This window comes from Novosphingobium sp. 32-60-15, from assembly GCF_002280675.1.
In the GTDB taxonomy this organism is placed as follows: domain Bacteria; phylum Pseudomonadota; class Alphaproteobacteria; order Sphingomonadales; family Sphingomonadaceae; genus Novosphingobium.
On sequence record NZ_NCEN01000012.1, the window covers coordinates 52,678 to 69,376 of the forward strand.

Consider the following 16,699-nt stretch of genomic DNA (forward strand, 5'->3'; position numbering starts at 1 on the left):
CGTCGGGGTTGGCGACGTGCTCATTGCCGGCCCTCGGCGGGGCAAGGCGCTGCGTGATCTTGGATCAGGGCTTCAACAATTTGGCGGAAACTATCGCCACGCGCCTCAAAATCACGAAACTGGTCAAAGCTGGCGCATGCAGGAGACAGCATGACAACATCGCCCGGCTGCGCAGCGTCCATCGCCTGGCGCACAGCATCACACAGCATTTCACTGCGCGTCACGGGCATGACCGGCTCGAGGATTTCGGCAAAGCGGGGGCCAGCCTCACCAATGGTATAAGCCGCAACGACGTGGCTGAAATACGGAGCGCATTCGTCCAAATCATCGCTCTTGGGCAATCCGCCAAGAATCCAGTGAATGCGCGGATAGGCCCCAAGCGCAGGCGCGGTCGAGGCCGGATTGGTGGCCTTGCTGTCGTTTACGTATAGAACGCCCGCAGCCTCGGCCACACGCTCCATCCGGTGCGGCAGGCCAACAAAGCTGGCCAGAGCGGGACGCCAAACGTCCTCGCCAATGCCAAGCTGGCGGACGATTTCCACCGCGATTGCAGCGTTCTGCAAATTGTGCGGCCCTTGCAAGGATGGCCAATCGGCCTGCCCCGTCAACGCATCAGGCGCAACGATATGGACAAATCCCGCGTCATGGGCAGCAAAGGCTTCACCGGCAATTTTCAGCGTATGCTCATCACCGCGTCCGAACACCGCATGTTGATTGGCCCGCTGCATCTGGAACAACCGGGCTTTGGACGCGGCATAGCCTGCAAAACCATCATACCGATCAAGATGGTCCGGGCTAAGATTGATAAGTGCGGCAACATCGCAGGCCAGGCTTTGCGTCAGATCGATCTGGTAACTCGACAATTCCAGAACATAGACACCGCCTTCAGGCAGTGGTTCCTGGCCCAAGATAGGCAAGCCGATATTGCCACCCAGTCGCACCGGCATGCCAGCCGCTGCGCAAATGTGGTGGACCAGCATGGTCGTGGTAGATTTGCCGTTCGTGCCGGTAATCCCCACCACGCGGTGTGGCGGAAGATCGGCGCGGGCCTGGGCAAACAATTCGATGTCGCCCATCACCGGCACCCCGGCGGCGCGGGCGTGATCGGCAATGGGATGGCGGTTTAACGGAACGCCAGGTGAAACCACGACGCCATCAAACCCTGCCAGATCAATCGCCAAAGGATCGGCAATATCAGCCCGCCCTTCAAACGCTGCGCGGGGTTCTTCGCGGCTGTCCCAAACCGTCACCTGTGCGCCACTTGCCAGCAGGCTTTCAACGCTGGCGACGCCCGAACGGGCAAGGCCAAGCACTGCAAAGCGCTTTCCCGCAAAGGCGTTGGAAACGATCACCGCACCTTCAACGTGGCAAGGCCGATCAGCGCGAGCACAATCGACACAATCCAGAAGCGAATGACCACGGTCGATTCCTTCCAGCCCAATTGTTCAAAATGGTGATGGATCGGCGCCATGCGGAACACGCGCTTTCCGGTGCGTTTGTAGACGGCAACCTGGACGATCACCGAAACAGCTTCCATCACAAACAGCCCGCCAACGATGGCCAGCACGATTTCGTGATGCGCAGCAACGGCGATAACACCAAGGGCACCGCCAAGTGCAAGACTGCCGGTATCGCCCATGAATACAGCGGCAGGCGGCGCATTGAACCACAGGAACGCCAAGCCGGCCCCCATCATCGCCGCGCAGAAAATCGCCAATTCGCCAGCGCCTTTCACATGGGGAATGCCAAGGTAGGCCGCAAAGTCAGTGCGACCAGCAAGGTAGGCGATAATCGCAAAGGTGCCTGCGGCTATGATCACCGGCATGATTGCCAGGCCATCAAGCCCGTCAGTCAAATTCACCGCATTGCCGGCGCCAACGATCACGAAAATCGCGAAAAGATAATAGAACGGGCCGAGCGGGATGTAGAGGTTGCTGAACACCGGCACGTACAGGTTCGTCTCACCCACGGCCAGCCAGGCGGCAATGGCAGCGACAACAAACTCGCCAGCAAGGCGCACTTTGGCCGGAACGCCTTTGTGCGCATATTTGGTGACTTTATCGTAATCGTCGAGGAAGCCGATCACGCCAAAGCCCATCGTGACGACGACACAAGCCCAGACCAACCGGCTGTTTACGTCCATCCACAACAGCAGTGACAATGTGAGCGCGGTCACGATCATCAAGCCGCCCATCGTGGGCGTGCCACGCTTGGCAAGGTGTGATTGCGGGCCATCCTCGCGGATGGGCTGCCCCCGGCCCTGCCTGATGCGCAACATGTTGATAAAGCGAGGACCGATGATCAATCCGATCACCAAGGCGGTTATCAACGTGATACCAGCCCGAAAGGTCTGATACCGGATAAGATTGCTGAATCCTTCGAATTCAAGCCATTGCGCCAGCAGGTAAAGCATTCATTGTTCCCTGGCAGTAAGTGCGCGCACAACGGCACCCAGACCGACCGAATTCGACCCCTTGACGAGGATGGCATCACCCCCGCGCACGCCGTCAGCAGCAAGGCATACTTGCGCTTCTTGCGTGTTTTCCACATGCGCCACATCGATTGCAGCGGCAAGCGAGGTGCTGCTATTTTTCCCCAGCGCGTCGGCCAAAGCCTGCATTTCGGGACCAACAAGGATCAACCGGTCAACTTTGCCTTGCGCAATCGGGCCAGCCAATTCGGCGTGATAGCGCGCCTCATCTGCGCCAAGTTCCCGCATCGCGCCCAGAATGGCGACGCGTCGTTTGGCAGGCGTTTGCCCGAGTTGCTGTAGCGTCACCGCCATTGACGCCGGATTGGCGTTGTAACTTTCATCAATCAACAGCGCCGCGCCTGATCCATCGCCGCCTGCACCGGGAATGGTATGACGCGCACCGCGCCCCGCCAGCCCTTCCATTTCGGCCAGCGCTAGCCCCGCCGCGCCAAGATCACCACCGATGGCCTCAACCGCAGCCATCACGGCCAGCGAATTGGCCACCCAGTGCGCGCCGGGTTGGGCGATGGTGTAGCACACCTTGCGGCCGCCCAGATCGGCGGTAACCAATGTCCCGCCGCCCAATGCGGGCACAGCATCAATCAACCTTACCGTGGCATCGGCGTGGGAGCCAAAACTCATCACACGCCCTGCATGCAAGGCCGCTTTTGCGCGCAGGCGTTCAAAATGGGGGCTATCGGCAGGAACGATGGCAACGCCATCCGGCTCAAGTCCTTCGAAGATCTCGCCCTTGGCATCGGCAATGGCTTCTTCGCCGTTGAAGTGGCCGATATGGGCCGGTGCGATCGTCGTGACGATGGCAACATGCGGACGCACCAGTTGCGTCAGTGCGGACAGTTCACCGGCGTGGTTCATGCCCATCTCGAACACGCCAAACTGCGTGGCAGCGGGCATGCGCGCAAGGCTTAACGGCACGCCAACGTGGTTGTTGTAGCTTTTGACCGAACGATGCGCACGCCCCCTGCTTGACCGGTCAAGCGCTGCATAGAGCGCTTCCTTAACGCCGGTCTTGCCCGCCGATCCGGTAACACCGATAATGCCCGCATCCACACGATTGCGCGCGGCTTTCCCCAGATCTTCCAGTGCGGTCGCGGTGTCGGATACCAGAACGTGCGGGCCAAAACACGCATGTTCAACCACAGCACCGGCGGCACCTTTGCCAAACGCGCCTTCCAAAAAGCGATGCCCGTCCGAAGCTTCGCCCTTCAACGCGAAGAACAGATCGCCCTCCCGCACTTCGCGGCTGTCAATTTCTACGCCCGAAACGGCAAATGGCGCGCTGGACCTGCCGCCAGTCGCTGCGGCGATCTCCGCGCTGGTCCATAACGCCAGTCCTGCGGCGTCAGAGGTATCTTCGGGCCATTCAATCAGCGCTGGATGAGCGGTCATGCCGTACACTCCCTTGCAACCTGCACGTCGTCAAATGGCAGGACGCGCATGGCATCGCCCCGCCCGATTATTTGCCCCTGTTCATGTCCCTTGCCCGCTACCAGCACAATATCATCGCGGCCAGCCTCGGCAATCGCGGCGGCAATCGCGGTGCGCCGGTCGGCAATCTCGCGCGCCTTTGCATCGCATCCGGCCAGAACTGCTGCGCGGATCTGCGCCGAATCTTCGCTGCGCGGATTGTCGTCTGTCACGATCACCACGTCGGACCCCGCACAGGCTGCGCGGCCCATTTCCGGACGCTTGCCGCCATCGCGATCACCGCCTGCGCCAAACACCGTGATCAAGCGCCCTTTCACATGCGGGCGTAGCGCGGCGATTGCGGCATCTATGGCGTCTGGCGTGTGGGCATAATCAACGTAGACCGGCGCGCCTGCGCGGTTGATTGCGGCGCGTTCAAGCCGTCCTCGCACTGGCTGCAGGCGGCCAAGTTGATCAAACACATGCGCAGCGTCCAAACCGGAAGCTAGCGCCAAGCCTGCTGATACCAGAGCATTGGCCGCCTGATAGGCGCCGATCAGAGGCAGGCTGACCTTGCGGACCTTGCCCTCAAATTCCACCTCAAGTACTTGACCTAATTGGGAAAGTGTACGGGCGAGCAGGCGGATTGATGCCCCCTGCTCGCCCACACTGAGCAGCCGCAGACCCCGCTGGCGGACATGCTCGACCGCCCGTTCAGACCATTCGTCGTCCATCCAGACAACGGCAGTGCCGCCATCTTCGACAACGTGATCAAACAGGCGCATCTTGGCCGCGAAATAGTCATCCATCGTCGCGTGATAATCGAGATGGTCGCGGCTGAGGTTGGTGAAAGCTCCGGCAACAACCCGCAAACCTTCGTTGCGGTATTGCGAAAGACCGTGGCTTGACGCTTCATAGGCGACATGCGTCACCCCTTCGCGCGCCAAACCCGTCATGTTCGATAGGAACGTGACGATATCCGGCGTGGTCAGGCCGGTGGAGACGCTTTCATCTGCCGTGGTGACACCCAAAGTGCCAATCGACGCCGCCGAATATCCGGCCATGCGCCAGATTTGCCGCGTCATTTCAACGCACGATGTCTTGCCATTGGTGCCGGTCACCGCAACGACGGTTTCGGGCACTGGCTGAAAGAACTTCGACGCCAGCAGCGCAAAAGCGCGACGCGGTTCGGCATCGACGATGTGGAGCGCACCCTTAACCACGGCTTCAGGCCGCGCAACGATGGCGACTGCACCTGCCGACACCGCATGGGCGATGAAGTCTTCACCATTGAAGCGCGCGCCCGGAAATGCACCGAATACAGTGCCGGGAGCGACTTTGCGATGATCGATAGCAAAGCCGGTGACATTGGCATCGCCACCTTCAATCGCGAGGCCAGCGGCCTTGAGGATCGCGTCAAGTTTCATTCGCCGTTCCCATTGCCAACTAGAGGCGACAGGTCCGAGATATCAATGTCGCGGCTGTCATCAGGCACAATGCCCAGCAATGGCCCGATGCGCGGGATCACGCGGCCCACGATCGGTCCGGCATTCCATGCAGCCGTACGCTGGAACGATGTAGCGGCCGTACCTTTCGGCTCGTCCAGCATGGTGATTACAACATAGCGTGGCTTGTCCATCGGGAAGGCTGCTGCGAATGTGGCGACCAGCGACGTGCGGTTGTAACCACCTTTGCCGCCGGGCTTTTCAGCAGAACCTGTTTTGCCACCAACGCGGAAACCGGGGGCATTGGCCGATTTGCCCGTGCCGTCGACCACGATCATCCGCAGCAACTGGCGCATCCGCGCGCTGGTTGATGCTTTGAACACGCGGCGGCCTTCGGGCACTTTGGCAGGATCAACTTTATAGAGCGTGGCCGGACGCCACACGCCGCCGTTGACCATTGTGGCATAGGCAGCGGCCAGATGCAGCGGCGTTACTGCAATGCCGTGGCCATAGCTGACCGTCATTGTGGTAATCCGCGCCCATTCGCCGCCTTTGCCATTGCCACGCGGCCACAACGGGAAACCACGCGCAGGCAGTTCGATATAGGGCCGCTCGTTCATGCCAAGTGCGGCCATCGTGCTTTTCAAACGGGCACTGCCCAGCTTGTCGGCGATTTGCGCGGTGACAATGTTGGACGAATGGATCAGCGCTTCGGGGACGTTCAGCGACGCGCCGAAGCTGTGGCTGTCCCGGATGAGGAAACCACCGATTTCCAGCGGACGATCAGAGGGATAGCGCACCGAAAGATCTGTCACCACGCCTGCATCAATCGCGGCAGCGACGCTCAAGGGCTTGAATGTAGAACCCAGTTCGTAAACCTGATTGGTGACTTTGTTGAACACCAGATCGTTGTAAGCCATGTCCGAACGGTTCGGATTGAACGACGGCAAAGACGCCAGTGCAACAACCTCGCCGGTATCAACATCGAGGATGACGCCCGCAGCGCCCTTGGCCTCGGTTTCAAGCATACCGCGGCCAAGTTCATCTTCCAACGCGCCTTGCACGCGCATGTCGATGGACAGGGCCACGGGACGTCCGCGTTGTGCGGGATCAAGCAATTGCTTTTCAAGCACCTGTTCCATGCCAACGTGGCCGTTGCCTTCGCTATCGACATAGCCAAGGACATGCGCGCCCAGCGACCCTTGTGGATAATAACGTTGGTTTTCCCGCGGAAATTCAAGCGCCGGTTCGCCAAGTGCAAAGATGCGGTTGGCCTCTTCGGGCATGACCCTCCGGCGCAAGTAGCTTGGCTTGTCAGACTTCATCCGCTTTACCAGATCATCGTAATCGGCATCGGGGAAAATCTGGAGCAGCGCCTTGGCCACTTCTTCGGGCGATTTGACCAGAGATGATCCGGCAGCGCCCAGCGCTTTGGGATTATACCACAGCGCATAGACCGGAAATGCCCGCGCCAGCGGGAAGCCGTTGCGATCCGTAATCTCGCCACGTGGCGGCAACAGTGCTTCGGAAAGCGAGCGCCGCTCTGGCGGTTCTTCGGACAGGCCGAGTTGCACAATCCGGGTTAATGCACCCACGCCTGTCAGCAAAAACAGCAAGGCAACCACAAGTACGCGCAATTTGGCTTCCACCAGAGAACGCTGACGGACATTGGCAAGGCGGACCCTGCCCGATGCGATTGCGGCGGATGCGGTTAGCGCGTTCACCCTGTTGCCTTAGCCTCCTTGCGCACAGCAGGGCGAGTCCCCGCGCCTGCCTTGTCTTTCTTTGCAGCGGACTTATCCGCAACTACGGTCGCCTTGGGCTTCGGCCTGGCCTTTTCTGACCCGACCTTGTCGCCGTCCCTGGCAACTTTCTTGTCTGGCTTCCTGACAGAGGGCGCTTTTACGGCCCGTTCCTTTTCGGAAACGGTTTCCGTTCGCACAGGCTTGCGCGGTGCCACTTCAACGACCGTGCCCAGCCGATCTTTCAGCGTCACAACAGCTTCGGCGTGGTCCATGCGCGCAGGCCGCATTTGCGCCTCAGGCGCAACCAGATCGATATCGCTTGCCAATGTCTTGCCGGTAAGGGGCGAAACCATGGCCGGGAACGCAGCCGATGCGATAACGCGATTATCCACGCTGGCCACGCGAATGGGTTCAGGAGCGTTGGCAGTGGTGGGCACACTCAGGCTTGCCAATTCGCGTTCGCCCTCAAGATACTGGCTGGCGTTGGGGGCAGCATAACCGAACTCGACATCGTTCCAGATTTTCAACTGCTGCTGGTTGGCGCGCGTTTCAAACTCGGTTTCGAGGTACAGTTTGTCCTGCTTCAGCGCGACAATGCGCGCCTCGGCCCGGTGAATCTGGCTGCGCAAGGCATTGACGCGAAACGCCAGTACCAGAACAGATGCAACACACAGGCCCAGCAGCACGAGCCAGCCTGCAGAACGAAGCCGATTGGCCGACGCGATCATGCCGCTACTCTCCCGTCGTTGCTACGTGCTGGCGCCGCTGTCCGCACTGCCCAGCGCAATGTTGCCGAGCGCGCGCGCGGGTTGCGGACCTCTTCTTCTTCGGTCGGGCGGATGGCGCCCGATGGTTTTTCAAACACCGGCAACGCCTTGGCCTGCATTTGCGGCATGTGGCGCGATCCTGAAGGCACAGCGCCAGCGCCATCGCGCAGGAACTGCTTCACGATCCGGTCTTCAAGGCTGTGGAAGCTGACAACCGCAATCCGGCCACCGGGCAAAAGCACTTTTTCAGCCGCCGCCAAACCTTCGATCAATTCATCCAGTTCACCGTTCACGTGAATGCGTACGGCCTGGAAGCTGCGGATGGCGGGGTCTTTCTGTGCCTTGGGGCCTTTGATATCAGGGCGATAGCCCAGCGCTTTGCGCACAACAGCGGCGAATTGGCCGGTTGTGGACAAGGGGCGCGCCGCGACAATGGCGCGGGCGATCCGCCGCGATTGGCGCTCTTCGCCATAGCGGTACAGCACATCGGCAATATCGGCCTCGTCTGCATCGTTCAGGAAATCTGCCGCACTTGGCCCTTCCTGCGACATCCGCATATCCAGTGGACCGTCAGACGAGAATGCAAAGCCGCGCTCTGCCTGATCAAGCTGCATGGAGCTGACGCCGATATCGAAGACAACGCCGTGGACGCCCGCGATGCCTGCTTCCGCCAGCCCTTCGGCCAGTTCGGAAAAGCGGCGCGGGTGGAGCACGAGCGTGGGCTGGTCTGCCTGCGTTTGCGGCCACAGCTTGCCCGCCTCGATCGCATCGGGATCACGATCAAAGGCATGAACAATTGCGCCGGTTTCCAGCAGACGGCGGGTGTAGCCACCGGCACCAAACGTCGCGTCGACGATCAGATCACCCGGCTGTGCGCCAAGGGCTGCAACGACTTCATCAAGCAGGACGGGAATGTGGGGCATGCGCCCGTCCGGATTTTGGGGTGCGCTCATTTACGCTTGCCCTTGGCAGCTTCTGCCATCTTGGCGCGGCAACCGGCTTGTGCGCCTGCCCAGCCTGCTCCTTGCTGCGCCAGCACAGCGGGGTTCCAAATGGTGATCTGACGACCGCCGCCGTGGAAATAGAGGCCGTCCTCTACGCCGCCCAATTCGGCCAGATGTTCAGGCAGAACGAAGCGCCCGCTTTCATCAAAGCTGGCACGGTAAAAGCCATAAACCTGCGCTTCGGCCATATCGCGATCAAAATCATTGCCAAGTCGCAGCTGCTTTTCCTCTTCGCGGTCAATTTCAACGGCGAAGTCAGCCAAACGCGAGAGGCCAAAGCCAACCAGACAAGGCAAGCGGGGATGCTTATCGAGGCACAGAATGCGGGTGTTGTCAGATGCGGCGAAGATGTCGGCGCGGAAATCGGCAGGCAGGACGTAGCGGCCCTTTTCGCCACGTGGCGAAAAGCCTTGCCCTACAAAATTTGCCGGACCTCCCGCCACGAAAATACCCCGCCCGCGGACAAAAGCGCCACCCCTCGGCGCTGCGCCATCGCGCAGTGCCGAATCATCCCCCGCGGATGCGACTGGAGTTCGTCCCGATAGGAAGCAGTACTAACGCGGGAGGGCACGGGCGAAAAGGGGAAAATGCGGGAAAACGCGCCCAAACCATGATTTCACAGTATTTTTTCTACTTATTGACGCCCTGTTTACCAAGTTGTGCTGAAAAAGCAGGCAACGAAACCCTTGTTATTGTTGAAATCTTCTTCACTGCAGCAACCGCAGCGCACGCTATGCCCGTATTCTCCCGTAAGGAGAGACGCTTCAGTTGCCAAAACTTTCGTCCAGCAAATGCTCGAACCGCTTAACCTGCACCTGCCGATCACCTTCAGTTTCCAGCAAAGCTGCATCGGCGACCAATAAAACCTGGCCTTTTCCGACACTGCACCGTGCAATCAGGCCTTGTGAGCGGATCTTGCAGCGGGCATCTGCGCCGCCCTTTTTGAATGCAAAAAGCCCCGGCAAATTGACGGGCATGGCCTCGCCCGCGTTTTCCCGCAGCCCGCCTGGTTGCGCGTCATCGAACTGCAGTTCCAGACCCCAGCGCCCCAGTATCGGCGAAACCAGCACCACATCCTGTGGCCGTCTGCGGTCACCCAAAGCGAAGGCGCTGTCATGTGTCAGCATCGGATCGACAAACACCAGCGCCTTGCCACCTTCGCGAACCCATTCATCGAGCGCGATATTTTCGTCAGGTGAAAGTGGCCGTGGCTGGGCAATGATCAGCCGGTCAAGCCGCGACAGGTCAAGCAGGGTGTTGAGCGCAACAATTTTGCCGTGTTGATCGAGCACTGTTTTGGCCCAGTGCGGATTTTCCGGCGCTAGAACATCGCGCAGATCGGACTGCTCGCTCCACAGGATCGGCAGGCTGGTGAACAGGCCCAGAGGTTGTGTGGCTTCGGCGGGTTGCCCATTGCTACGCTGGACCAGCCACACACCGCTGCCAATCGCCAGCAGCAGCGCGAGCGCCAGCATAATATGGCGACGCTGCACTAACCAGCTCAGGGGGTTGGCGCTTTTACAGATGGCGCAGGTGTGGGTGGCGGTGCGGGCGTGATAATCACTTGCGGTTGGTTGTTGCCTGAAACCGGCAGTTCAGGTGCAACACCCATATCGACCAGCGGATCACTGGCTTTTGCCTCGCTTGCCGAAACCATGGGTTCGGTCACATTCACCGCCGTATCATCAAGGTACTTGGCCCGGTCCATGATCACATTGGCGAGGCTGACGATCAGCAGCATTCCGGCCAGGCCGAACATGCCCACTTGCAACCGGTGCACCGCTTGCGCGCGCAGTTCGCGGGTTGATGGCGGTGTATAGGCAAGCACGCTTGTGGCAGGCACCGGCTGGGAACCGGGGAGAGCAGTGCTGCGCGCCTGCGACCTGTCAGACAAGGACATCGTGCTCCTCTACCCTATTGCTCCAGCCATGGGAACACCGGAAGCCCCTTGGCCTTCAGCCATTCAGGATTGTAGAGCGACGAAAGGTAGCGGAAGCCCGTATCGCACAGGATCGTCGCCACGCGCGCACCCTTGCCCAAGTGCTTGCCCAGCGCGACCGCGCCCGCCACGTTGATCCCGCTCGACAGGCCAAGGCACAGGCCTTCATCGGCCAGCAAACGCTCAACCCAGAACAGGCCTTCCTCATCGGAAATGCGGAATTGTGTATCGATTGGCGCGCCTTCCAGATTGGCGGTGATGCGGCCCTGCCCGATGCCTTCGGCAACCGATGATCCTTCGGCCTTCAATTCACCATGGGCGTAGTAGTTATAAAGCGCAGCGCCGTGCGGATCGGCTAGCGCGATGGTGACGTTTTCGTCAAAGGCTTTCAGCCCCATGCCTACGCCGGCGATGGTTCCGCCTGTGCCCGCTGCACAGACAAACCCGTCGATGCGGTGCTCCATCTGCTCCCACAATTCGGGCGCGGTGCTTTCAATATGGGCGCGGCGGTTGGCGATATTGTCAAACTGGTTGGCCCAGATCGCGCCTTCGGTCTCTTCGGCAATCCGGCGTGATGTGTGGACAAAGTGCCCCGGATTGGAAAACGGCGCGGCAGGCACCAGCACCAGTTCGGCCCGCAAGGCGCGCAACGTGTCCATCTTTTCGCGCGATTGGGTTTCGGGCATGACGATGACCGATTTGTAGCCGCGCGCGTTGGCAACCAGTGCAAGGCCGATGCCGGTGTTGCCCGCCGTGCCTTCCACAATCGTGCCGCCTGGTTGCAACAGCCCGCGCTCTTCAGCGTCGCGCACGATCCACAGCGCGGCGCGGTCTTTGACCGACGCGCCGGGATTGGCAAATTCGCACTTGCCGTAAATGTCGCAACCGGCAGCTTCGCTTGGCCCTTTAAGGCGGACCAGCGGCGTGTTGCCGATGAGGGAGATCGTATCGTTTGAAATCGCAGGGGCTGTCATGCGTCATGATTTAGGGAGACTTGCGCCGATTGCCAACGCATTTGCGCTTGGGCCTGAACAAGTCTTACTCGCGCCCTGCCCGGATCGCCGCGCCGCCTGCAAACGGCGCAACCCCCAAGGCCACCAGACTGCACGCCGCCAGCAAGGCCAATCCGCCCTCGCCATCAGGTTGCAATGACCCTGCGCCAAAGATCAGGAGCGGCACGGTCAAAGGAATGGCCAATAGTCCGCCAAGGGCAGAACCGGCGCGCAATCCGGCAGTCAGCGCGGCAATCGTCACGCCGATGGCGGCCAGCCCCGGCGTTCCCAGCAGCAAGCCGATTTCGACCGTCAACAGTTGTCCGGCATCGAGCGAAAGCAAACCCGCAGAGAGCGGCGCTGCAATCATCAGGGGTATGCCAAAGCTGATCCAGTGCGCCAGAATACGGCTGAGCAGCAGCGCTTCTTCCGAAAAGCCCCGCAATGCCCATTGGTCAAAGAAGCCCGCTTCAAGGTCGGGCTCTACCAACCGGTCCAAAGGAAGGATCGCCGCCAGCAAGGCCGCCACCCAGATCACGCCAGCACCGGTCCGGGCCAGAAGCCGCGCATCAGGCCCCACTGCGAACGGAAACAGCATCGCCACCGCAAGGAAGAACAACAACGGCAGCACCGCCCCGCCCCGCCCCTGCGCACCCCGCGAAAGCAACGTCAGATCGCGCACGAAGACAGGCCAGAGCCGACCGATCATGCCGCGTAATCCAATATTTGCAGAGTTTGCACACGTTCAATCGATAGAGGCTGATGCGAGGCAATGATGACGGCACCGCCCGCATTGCAGTGCGCATTAATCGCAACTTGCGCCATGCACGACCAATGCTGGTCCAACCCGTTCAGCGGTTCGTCCAGCAGCCAGATGGGCGCTTCACTTGCCGCAATCCGCGCCAATGCGGCGCGTTTGCGCTGACCGGTTGAAAGAAAACGCACCGGTACGTCCAGCAAATCCGCCAAACCAAAATCTGCCACCGAGCCCGATGCACGGTCAATCTTGCGCCAGAACCCCAGCGCGTTCTCAAGCGTTTGATGGCCATCGAGCGCCAGCCGCTCGTCCGTCAAGGCCAGCGCACCGATACGTTCGATTGTGCCGGCGTAGGGACGCAGCAACCCTGCCAGAATGCGGATCAGGCTTGATTTGCCGATGCCGTTCGGTCCCGCCAAATGCACAATTTGCCCGGATTCAACCGTCAAAGACAGTCCACGGATCAGGATACGATCCCCCCGCCTACAGGCGATATCATTGGCGACGAGACGGCAGTCTTGCATGGGGCCTCGCGATAGGGGAAAGCATGCAGCCTGCCAAGCGCACCAATGATACGAGGATCACAATGGCTGTTACCCGCCTCACCGATGCTGAACGCGACACACTTCTGGCTGACTTGCCCGATTGGACCCTGCGCGCCGACGGACTGGCCATCACACGAACATTCAAGTTCGCCGATTTCTCGGCTGCATGGGGCTTCATGAACCGCGTAGCGCTTTATGCCGAGAAAGCCGACCATCACCCCGAATGGTTCAATGTCTACAACCGCGTAGAAGTGACACTAACCACGCACGACGCCAATGGCCTGTCAGCCCGCGACGATGCGATGGCACGCGCGATGGAGACTTTTCTCTAAACGCTATTTTCCCAGCGGGCGCGCAGATGATCGCATCTGTTTGCGCAACGATCCGGGCATCCAGCGCGATGCGAATGCAAGCTTGCGCGCGGTCTTGCCCACCAAAGTGTGCAATTTGTCGCCATGCACCGCAGTCCAAGCCGCTTCGGCGACATCGGCAACCGGTGTAATCTCAAGCCCTGCATTTACCACGCGGGTGCGGATATCTTCATTGCTAGCGCGGTTGGTTGCATGGTCCAGCAGCGGCGTTTCGATGAAGCCCGGCATCAGGCTGCGCACGCAGATGCCATCGCCGGCCCATTCGCCATCAAGCGATTCGGTGATAGCCCGCACGCCGAACTTGGTAGCGGAATAGACTGACGCTCCGGGCGTGCCGTAAATGCCTGCAGCGCTTGCCGTGTTGAGCAAGACTGATCCCGGCCCGCTCCGCTTCAGCCAAGGATAGGCTGCCTGCGCGCCAAAGATCACGCCTTTCATGTTGATGTCCAGCGTGCGTTCGATTTCTTCTGGCGTCAGATCGATAATCGCCCCGCCTAGCGGGATTCCGGCGTTATTGAACACGACATCGATCAACCCACCCGAACTTGCTGCAAAATCGGCCAATGCCGTGTCCCAAGCCGCACGGTCCCGCACATCAAGTCTGTGGCAGGAAATGTGACCTGCTGGCAGCAAAGCCGCCGTCGCCGCCATGCCCGCTTCATCAATATCGGCAAGGCCCACGAACCAGCCGCCTTGGGCAAAGCGTTGCGCCACCGCGCGGCCTATGCCCGATGCGCCGCCGGTAATGAAAATCGTGTTGCGCGCCATTGCCCCACCTTGCCTACAGCCTTGTCAGTAAAAGATGCTACATCGCGGGATTGTTATAGCAATGCCACGTAAAAATCGCCGCTGCGCCGCGATGGGGCCGCCACACTTCGGCCAGAACACGCGTTTCCTTCTCTGTCGGACGTTCGGCAAGGCCCAACAGCTTGCCAAGCCCCACTTGCACCGCCAGATCGCCTGCGGGCCAGATATCGGGCCGCCCTTCGGCAAACAGCAGGTAAATTTCAGCAGACCACCGCCCGATCCCTTTGATCCGGACAAGTTCGGCAATCGCCTCCTCATCATCGGCTGGCAGGCTGTCCAGATCAAGTTCGCCCGATACGACGAGTTCGCATAGCGACCGAACATAGCCCTGCTTCTGCCGTGAAAGGCCGCACCCGCGCAGTGCGTCAAATTCGGCGTCGAGCAAATCTTGCGGCGGCATGTCCTCGCCCAGCAAGGCTTCCAACTTGTTCCAGACCGATGAAGCCGCCGAAACGCTCACCTGCTGGCCGACAATCGTGCGCAGCAAGGTCCGGTATCCTGTGGCCCGGATGCGCGGCGCGGGATAGCCGACACGGTCGATGACGCCGGACAGGACAGGGGTGATTTTGGCGATGTGATTCAGCCCGTCGCGGATGGCTTCGGCAGAAAGGCCCATGCAAATTCTCCTACGCCACATTCTTTGTCGGGATGGGCAGTTGCAAAACCCCCGAAGTCGCGATAGCAGCCCGGACCAAAGGCGAACAGGGGCGGTGCCCTGTCGCCGCGTTTGGAGAATAGACGATGCCGAAGCTTGTCGTTGTCAATCGTGCTGGTGAAGAAAAGACAATCGAGGCCGATGCCGGCCTTTCAGTAATGGAAGCCATCCGCGATGACGGCTTTGACGAATTGTTGGCTCTGTGCGGCGGTTGCTGCTCATGCGCCACGTGCCACGTCTTTGTCGATCCTGCTTTCGCTGACAAGCTCCCTGCGATGAGCGAAGATGAAAACGACCTGCTCGACAGTTCAGACCACCGCAATGAAACCTCGCGCCTTTCGTGCCAGGTCCAGATCACGAGTGATCTGGACGGTCTGCGCGTAACGATTGCGCCTGAAGACTGATCTTCGGCATAATAAATCTATTGTCGACACTGTTTTAATGGTGGCTGCTATCAAGGCGGCCACCATTTTTCGTTATTGCACTATTTCTTTTTGCGTATGCACGGCTACTTTGGTTGAATATGGCAACCGAATAAAGGGCATTGCATGCGCGCCTTCCGACCAGCTTTTTATACGTCAGCTGTAACGCTTGCTGCATTAGTATTGGCTGGCTGCAACATGGCAGGCAATGATACATCAGCCGATGCTGGAAAAGCATTTGTCGCGACGGACCCATTTTCTTCCAAGCCGGACTTCTTTCCACTCGGTGTCTATCTTCAGTCTGCCCAACGTGCTGAACAATGGTCACAAATTGGCATAAATATGATTTCCCCGGCAAACGGGTACCTTACACTTGATGACATCAAGCGGATTGAAGCGCTGGGCATGATTGTTGGTGGCAATGCCGCAGATTTGGTCCCGCTTGACCGCAGCGGCGCTGCTTTGCCGTTTTTTGTGACCGTCGATGAACCGGATAACGCGCAACTTCAGGCAGATGGCACATACGGGCCATGCGTGACCCCGGCGGCACTCAGAGAAGAAAGCGCGTCACTTCGCAAATTGAGTGGTGGCCGCCCGATTTTGCGGAATTTCGGGCGCGGCATTGTTGAACCTGATTGGGTTGGTCGCGGAAAATGTGCAGGTTCCCGCGATGATTATTACCCCGATGCCATTGCATCTGTGGATATCGCCTCGTTCGATTTTTACCCTGTAATGGGCAATGACCGGCTTGAAAAAGTTGCAGATGGCGCGCGCCAATTGCGATCCTATATTCAGAAAGCCGGCGGCAAACAGGCGCAATGGGGCATTGTCGAAGTTTCCGCGATAAAGGGCGGCCCCACTCCAACACCTTTGCAAATCCGGTCAATGGCATGGATGCATGTGATCAACGGTGCGCGCGGCTTGATCTTTTTCCCGTGGCAAGTTGGTGAAAAAGGCGAGCGTATCCGGGAAGATGCAGCTTTTCTGAACCCCGATGTAATTGCGGGGCTTAAAGCACTCACATCTGAAATATCGGGCTTATCTTCCGCGATCAAATCGCCTGAAGACGTTTCTTTCGCAGTCAAAAGCCCTGAAAAATATTCGGCTATGGCGCGTCTATATAAAGGCGACGCTTATGTTTTTGTGGTCAGTGAGAGTGCAAAGGGCGCAAAGATCGAAGTGGAATTGCGCGACTTTCCGGCAGAAAGCGTTGATATTGTGGGAACCGGTTCATCGGCCCAACGCGATGGCCCCGAATTTACAGATGACCTGAACGCTTACGACGTGCGCATTTACCGCGCCCGTCGCGCGGCATTGAAACAGGCCAATCGAATGTGACGCGAAGCCAA

General features: G+C 59.5%; 18 protein-coding genes. 3 read left to right on the forward strand and 15 right to left on the reverse strand.

Annotated elements, in window-relative coordinates:
* Positions 1-20: 20 nt before the first annotated feature.
* From murD to ccmA, 13 genes are all read right to left on the reverse strand, one after another.
* Entirely contained in the window at positions 21-1,352 is a 1,332-nt protein-coding gene (gene murD / locus B7Y89_RS10495) for a UDP-N-acetylmuramoyl-L-alanine--D-glutamate ligase (RefSeq protein ID WP_292938291.1), read from the reverse strand.
* Positions 1,349-2,413: a phospho-N-acetylmuramoyl-pentapeptide-transferase gene (gene mraY / locus B7Y89_RS10500; protein WP_292938293.1), complete on the reverse strand. Its 1,065-nt coding sequence runs from the start codon at positions 2,411-2,413 to the stop codon at positions 1,349-1,351. The genes murD and mraY overlap by 4 nt, the downstream gene beginning before the upstream one ends.
* Positions 2,414-3,883, reverse strand: coding sequence for a UDP-N-acetylmuramoyl-tripeptide--D-alanyl-D-alanine ligase (gene murF / locus B7Y89_RS10505; RefSeq protein WP_292938295.1), 1,470 nt, complete (start codon positions 3,881-3,883; stop codon positions 2,414-2,416).
* Positions 3,880-5,328: a UDP-N-acetylmuramoyl-L-alanyl-D-glutamate--2,6-diaminopimelate ligase gene (locus B7Y89_RS10510; protein ID WP_292938297.1), complete on the reverse strand. Its 1,449-nt coding sequence runs from the start codon at positions 5,326-5,328 to the stop codon at positions 3,880-3,882. The genes murF and B7Y89_RS10510 overlap by 4 nt, the downstream gene beginning before the upstream one ends.
* Positions 5,325-7,070, reverse strand: a complete 1,746-nt coding sequence (locus B7Y89_RS10515; protein WP_292938299.1) for a penicillin-binding protein 2 — start codon at positions 7,068-7,070, stop codon at positions 5,325-5,327. Before B7Y89_RS10515 ends, B7Y89_RS10510 begins: the two co-directional genes overlap by 4 nt.
* On the reverse strand, positions 7,067-7,819 hold the full coding sequence (locus B7Y89_RS10520) for a hypothetical protein (RefSeq protein WP_292938301.1): 753 nt from the start codon (positions 7,817-7,819) through the stop codon (positions 7,067-7,069). Before B7Y89_RS10520 ends, B7Y89_RS10515 begins: the two co-directional genes overlap by 4 nt.
* Positions 7,816-8,811 (reverse strand): 16S rRNA (cytosine(1402)-N(4))-methyltransferase RsmH, encoded by a 996-nt coding sequence (gene rsmH, locus B7Y89_RS10525; protein ID WP_292938303.1) that lies wholly within the window; start codon positions 8,809-8,811, stop codon positions 7,816-7,818. Before rsmH ends, B7Y89_RS10520 begins: the two co-directional genes overlap by 4 nt.
* Positions 8,808-9,305, reverse strand: a complete 498-nt coding sequence (locus B7Y89_RS10530) for a division/cell wall cluster transcriptional repressor MraZ (protein WP_292938305.1) — start codon at positions 9,303-9,305, stop codon at positions 8,808-8,810. The genes rsmH and B7Y89_RS10530 overlap by 4 nt, the downstream gene beginning before the upstream one ends.
* A gap of 321 nt (positions 9,306-9,626) precedes the next feature.
* Complete coding sequence (locus B7Y89_RS10535; RefSeq protein WP_292938307.1) at positions 9,627-10,355, reverse strand: ABC transporter; 729 nt, start codon at positions 10,353-10,355, stop codon at positions 9,627-9,629.
* 8 nt (positions 10,356-10,363) lie between these two features.
* Positions 10,364-10,756: a hypothetical protein gene (locus tag B7Y89_RS10540; RefSeq protein WP_292938308.1), complete on the reverse strand. Its 393-nt coding sequence runs from the start codon at positions 10,754-10,756 to the stop codon at positions 10,364-10,366.
* Between the two features lie 20 nt (positions 10,757-10,776).
* Positions 10,777-11,775 (reverse strand): cysteine synthase A, encoded by a 999-nt coding sequence (locus tag B7Y89_RS10545; RefSeq protein WP_292938310.1) that lies wholly within the window; start codon positions 11,773-11,775, stop codon positions 10,777-10,779.
* A gap of 64 nt (positions 11,776-11,839) precedes the next feature.
* A complete protein-coding gene (ccmB, locus tag B7Y89_RS10550; protein ID WP_292938312.1) occupies positions 11,840-12,502 on the reverse strand; it encodes a heme exporter protein CcmB in 663 nt (220 codons plus the stop codon).
* Positions 12,499-13,074: a heme ABC exporter ATP-binding protein CcmA gene (gene ccmA / locus B7Y89_RS10555; protein ID WP_292938313.1), complete on the reverse strand. Its 576-nt coding sequence runs from the start codon at positions 13,072-13,074 to the stop codon at positions 12,499-12,501. Before ccmA ends, ccmB begins: the two co-directional genes overlap by 4 nt.
* A gap of 62 nt (positions 13,075-13,136) precedes the next feature.
* Here ccmA and B7Y89_RS10560 point away from each other — a divergent pair, with 62 nt between their 5' ends.
* On the forward strand, positions 13,137-13,427 hold the full coding sequence (locus tag B7Y89_RS10560) for a 4a-hydroxytetrahydrobiopterin dehydratase (RefSeq protein ID WP_292938458.1): 291 nt from the start codon (positions 13,137-13,139) through the stop codon (positions 13,425-13,427).
* 3 nt (positions 13,428-13,430) lie between these two features.
* Here the strand turns inward: B7Y89_RS10560 and B7Y89_RS10565 are convergent, their stop codons facing one another.
* The gene (locus tag B7Y89_RS10565) at positions 13,431-14,234 is read right to left on the reverse strand and encodes an SDR family oxidoreductase (RefSeq protein WP_292938315.1); all 804 of its coding nucleotides are present in this window, start codon (positions 14,232-14,234) and stop codon (positions 13,431-13,433) included.
* A gap of 37 nt (positions 14,235-14,271) precedes the next feature.
* Positions 14,272-14,889 (reverse strand): DNA-3-methyladenine glycosylase 2 family protein, encoded by a 618-nt coding sequence (locus B7Y89_RS10570; protein WP_292938317.1) that lies wholly within the window; start codon positions 14,887-14,889, stop codon positions 14,272-14,274.
* Between the two features lie 125 nt (positions 14,890-15,014).
* Here B7Y89_RS10570 and B7Y89_RS10575 point away from each other — a divergent pair, with 125 nt between their 5' ends.
* A complete protein-coding gene (locus tag B7Y89_RS10575) occupies positions 15,015-15,332 on the forward strand; it encodes a 2Fe-2S iron-sulfur cluster-binding protein (protein WP_292938319.1) in 318 nt (105 codons plus the stop codon).
* A 216-nt stretch (positions 15,333-15,548) separates the two neighbouring features.
* Positions 15,549-16,688: a hypothetical protein gene (locus B7Y89_RS10580; protein WP_292938321.1), complete on the forward strand. Its 1,140-nt coding sequence runs from the start codon at positions 15,549-15,551 to the stop codon at positions 16,686-16,688.
* Positions 16,689-16,699 lie beyond the last annotated feature (11 nt).